Source organism: Sneathiella sp. (assembly GCF_041689005.1).
GTDB lineage: Bacteria > Pseudomonadota > Alphaproteobacteria > Sneathiellales > Sneathiellaceae > Sneathiella.
The window spans coordinates 1-4962 of record NZ_JBDNHC010000095.1 but is presented as its reverse complement, the minus strand read 5'-3'; the positions used below and the strand labels follow the sequence as shown (position 1 = coordinate 4962).

Genomic DNA, 4962 nt, shown 5'->3' with positions numbered 1-4962 from the left:
TGTTAGCCCCGAATTACCACGCTCGTGAATAAGATGGGCTAGCCATCGTCCGGCCCGACATGTTCACAAGCATCAATTATCCCCACCAAACGGACCCGCTACTTCGCTGCCACGCAGCAAATCGGAAAGCAAGGTGAATTGGGATGTAAAGTGGGCGTAACTTTCTGAACTCTCTGTCAAAATGCAACGCAGCGACACTGATCCCATTTCAGGCAAAGCTGCTCTTTGAAAGTCGTGTTTCGCACGACCGCTTCCCACCCACTTGCGGTCATTCGAATTGATTTGATGGGGATTAAAAGCGGCTGGTCGGCAACCGCCCCAGTTCCGGTCGTTTAGCGGATATAATCTGCTGTCTGAAACCTGCCATTTGGTCGGATGGAATATAAAGAACCATGTCGCTGCCTTAAGGCGCCCAGTTCTGGCAACTCGATTACCCTTATGCTTGGGCGCATGATATGAAGGCGAATGTGCGATGTGCTTCTCCTTTTGTCAGCTGCAATTGTAGTTCTGGAATTTCGGATATGCCGCCTGATCCCCGCTGGCGGTTCTCGAGCCTTGAAACACTTCGCTAGTTAGAAAAGTGTGGACATGGCCTATTTACATCATATACCAATGAGATTAAATATATACTAATAGGTAGATTATCGTATCGCAAAAGATGCGGGTAGCTAGCGATAGAGAGAGGGTTCTTGCCATGATTCAATCTGGTCAAATGATATTCTCGCCGACGGAAAAAGTTATTTCTGGTCATACCGCGGCAGAAGTCGTTGCGGAGATTACATTAGCGTCAGGTTCTCAACGGATAATGGAACAACTCGTTTGATACATTTTCTGTCGCAAGTAAAATAATCCCTGTCCCTCTTTACGGTTCTGTGCGGGTCGGACCTTATACTCCCGCCAAGGACCTATGGCGCAGCACTGAGATCTAACTTTTAAGGGAGCGTAACCGTGGGACCTGCATGTAATATTGGACGTCACAAAGTTTGGCGTATCGAAGAGTGGGCTGGTAAATTCGCTCCACCGGAGGGGCTTTTTGCCGAATATGAAGCTGAGGCATTTGCGATGGAGGAAGAGGGCTTTACTCCGGATTATGTGCAGGACGGGCAGATATACGCTATTCTTCAAAGTTGGCTGATCGAAGCTAACGGGCAATTAATCCTGGTCGATACAGGCGCCGGCAATGGGAAAGATCGGCCGCATATACCAGTTTTCGGGCAATTGGAGACTGATTTTATCACGCGCTTCAAGCAGAGCGGGAAACAACTAGAAGACGTCGACATCGTCATCTGTACCCATTTGCATATCGATCATGTTGGGTGGAATACGCGCTGGGACGGCGAGAATTGGGTGCCCACATTTCCTAACGCCAAATATATTTTTCCCGCCATTGACCGGCAGGCATGGGATCCGGCTGGAGAAATTTATCCGTCGATGCGCGGGCGAGATGTGAATGCAAATGTATTTGAGGACAGTGTACAGCCCATCCTCGACGCGGGACTTGCGGAACTGGTTGAAGATGGTTTTGAGCCTGCTCCTGGCATGGTTTTGCGTAACGCGCCGGGGCATACGCCAGGGCATATGGTTTTCGAGGTGCGAAGCGAAGGCGATCGTGCGTTATTTACCGGCGATATCCTGCACCATCCGATGCAAGTCATTCGCCCTGATTGGAACAGTGTCTACTGCGAGGATCGCGTCGCCGCCGCACAAACAAGGCGACATTTGATCGAAGATGCTGCGTCGGATGGCGCACGAATAGTGCCAGCCCATTTTGGCGGTTCACATAGTATTTTCGTACAGAAAACTGAGGGAGGGTTCAGGCCGATAAAAGCCTGATCAATATGTAAATATGGAAAAAACTCATACTATAACACCCTTCAATCCTGATGCACCGAACTTAAAAAGTGATCCTTATCCAATTTTCAAATCTTTGCGTGAAGAAGACCCGATTCATCGTGCAGAAGCGGGATATTGGGTTGTAAGCAGATACGAGGATGTACGAAATACGTTGATGGATCGAAAAGGGTTCGGGCAGGGAGACTTTGTTAAGAACATTCAGCTTTTTTATGGTCCCGAATTTGATGTTCTTAGCCATGTTTCATACAAATGGCTTTCAGAGATCTTTCTAATGCAGGATCCACCGCATCACACGCGCTTACGCAGCCTTGTGACAGGTGCGCTTACTGCGAAACGTGTTCGTGCGATGGAGCCACGAATCCGAGAGATCACCAATCAGTTGATCGATGATTTCGAAACTGACCGTAAAACGGACATAATCGCCAATTTCGCTTATAAACTCCCGGTTCTGGTTATGTGCGATATGCTTGGCGTGGCGCCAGATGACGAGAGGCTCGATTTGGTAATCGATGCGATTGCAAAAAGTTTCATTGTCTTTGAGGCTCGGGCGCTTTCCGATAAAGAACTCGCAGTCGCCGATCGTGAAATTGCATTTCTGGAAGAATTTTTTGGAGAGTTGTTCGAGAAACGCAGGGCCGAGCCACAAGATGATTTGACCACTGCGCTGGTTCAATCGGGAACCGGTGAAGACGCTCTATCGTTGCACGAATTGGTGACGGTCGCGATCGGCCTATTTGGTGCCGGGTTTGAAACGACCGCTCAGTTGATCGGAAACGGGCTGCTTTGCTTTAGTCGTTTCCCAGAGCAATGGGAAAAGCTTCGCAACGATCCAGAAAGGCTTAGCGCTGCGGCCATCAATGAAATTCTCCGCTATGAAAGTTCTTTGATTGCAACATATCGGACCGCTCTGGAACCCCGTGTCATTCACGGGCAAGAAATTGCAGAAGGGGAAAAAGTGCTGACTTTAATCGGTGCGGCTAACCGAGATCCTCGGCATTTTGATCGTCCCGACGAATTCGACATCACTCGTAACGATGCAACACATATGAGCTTCGGGGGTGGCATACATTTTTGCGTTGGAGCAGAGTTAGCGCGGCTGGAAGGCCGCATCGCTTTTGCCGAACTTGTGCGGCGCTTGCCTGAACTCAAGGTTGATGTTCAAACGCCAGCCTGGCGGGACGGATTTATGTTCAGGGGCATGGCGCGCTTGCCCGCGGAATGGTGAGATTTATATGTGGGTCGGACCCGGTTCACGAAGCGCTGGAAGCGATGTTCACTGAGGAAGACGACGAACACTGGCACTCCACTGGTCCGATGCAGGGCAGCGGGCCTGAAAGAGCCCGAGAAGGTAAAACGGATTGTGCCTGATCAATTTCTGTTGAACACGAATTCCCGGCTAGCCTCAGACTGCGCTCATGCCCGCAGTGCCTTCAACTTGCCTCTACCACATCCGAAGAGTCTTCGCCGTCATTGCCAAATTGAAGGTCATCGGCGTGCGGCTTGCGAGTCATGCGCCAGAATGCATCGTTCCTCCATGGTGTGATAGCGACGACCCGTCCCTTTGAATTGCGATACCAGTTCTCGGTTCCAGGGTGAGTCCACACGAGCTTTTCATGCGCCTCATCGATTTTTTGACGGTAATCTTCGTATACCTCGCCTTTGACCTCGACCGTTTCAGCCTCACGTTCTTCGCTGCTGAGTATGACCTCACCGGCGTAATGCATCTGGTTTTCAATATTGCGGATCATGCTGCCGCCATGGCCCGACCCGACATTGGGGCCTAGCAGGATGAAAAAATTGGGAAAGCCCGGAACCAAGGTGCCGAGATAGGCCGCCGCATCATCTTCGCCCCACAATTCGCGCAATATGCGGCCATCCCGGCCCACCACATCATATGAACCCAGAACCCGGGTTGTCTGGAAGCCGGTGGCAAGGATAATGACATCTGCCTCTACTTCCTCGCCTGATGACGAGATCAGCCGCTTGCCTTCAACCCGCGCAAGATGTTCTGGGACCAACCGGACGTTCGGCTTCCTCAAAGTGCGATACCATCCGTTATCAAGCAGCATCCGCTTGGCGAAAGGCGGATAGCCCGGAAGAACGTCAGCGATTAAATCCTCCCGGTCTCCCAATTGTTCCGTCACGTACCGCGTAAATGCTCTACGATGGCCGTCGTTGATCGCATTAACGGCGCGATCGGGATGATCCCAGTCCGGGTCGCGGAACAGGGTTCCATGGACGCGGTCATTGAATGTCCAGGAGAGTCTCTGTTCAAGCCATGCCCGGTAAAGCGGAACAACCTGCATCAGATAGCGCACACCTTCGGGCACGTCTTTGCGAAACTGCGGGAATGGCGCCGCCCATTGCTTCGAGCGCGCAAGAATCGTCAGCGTGGCGACTTCATCGGCAATCGCCGGCACAATCTGCATTCCGGACGCGCCATTTCCGATCACGGCGACCCGCTTTCCGGAAAGGTCGGCATCGTCCGGCCAGCGGCTGGTATGATATATGTCGCCTTCGAAGCTATCGAGTCCGTCGATCGTGGGATATTTGGGAATGTTGAGAATGCCAACTGCGCTAAACAGATAATCGGCGCTGTGGACTTCTGCTTTCCCGTCCGGGTTTGTTATCCTGACGTCCCATTTCCCGGTCTTTTCGTTCCAGCGCGCATCCTCTACCCGCCTGTTGAAGCGGGTATTCTCGTATAATTTAAAATGTTGCGCAGTATCAAGGAGATACCCTTCGATCTCGTCGCGCAACGGAAAATATTTTGTCCAGTCGTTTGGACGGCAGGAGAATGTATAGGTCAGCGAAGGGGTGTCGACCCCGCACCCGGGATATCGGTTTTCGAACCAGGTACCGCCAAAATCCTCGTTCTTTTCAAACAGCGTATATTTCATACCAAGCTGCTGCAGTTCGATGCCTGCACACATGCCCGAGACGCCGCCGCCAATAACGATCGCGGATTTGTCCTTGATGCTTGGCGGCATGTCGCGTTCCGGCTGTTGAAATGCCATTCCAGCGGCGATGATGTCACCATATTCCTCCGGCACTTCCTCCGACATTGCTATAGTCAGCATCTGCGCAAGCCGAACATTGTCGGGTTTG

At 51.6% G+C, this 4962-nt stretch carries 3 protein-coding genes; 2 read left to right on the top strand and 1 reads right to left on the bottom strand.

The genetic code is table 11. The features are described from left to right. Window positions 1–1062: 1062 nt before the first annotated feature. The gene (locus tag ACESNI_RS11425; protein ID WP_373086787.1) at window positions 1063–1833 is read left to right on the top strand and encodes an MBL fold metallo-hydrolase; all 771 of its coding nucleotides are present in this window, start codon (window positions 1063–1065) and stop codon (window positions 1831–1833) included. Window positions 1834–1846: 13 nt separating this feature from the next. Then, entirely contained in the window at window positions 1847–3079 is a 1233-nt protein-coding gene (locus ACESNI_RS11420; RefSeq protein ID WP_373086786.1) for a cytochrome P450, read from the top strand. A 205-nt stretch (window positions 3080–3284) separates the two neighbouring features. On the opposite strand, the gene ACESNI_RS11415 is transcribed toward ACESNI_RS11420, so the two are convergent. Next, window positions 3285–4962: flavin-containing monooxygenase (locus tag ACESNI_RS11415; protein ID WP_373086785.1), on the bottom strand; the 1678-nt coding region annotated here is incomplete at its 5' end.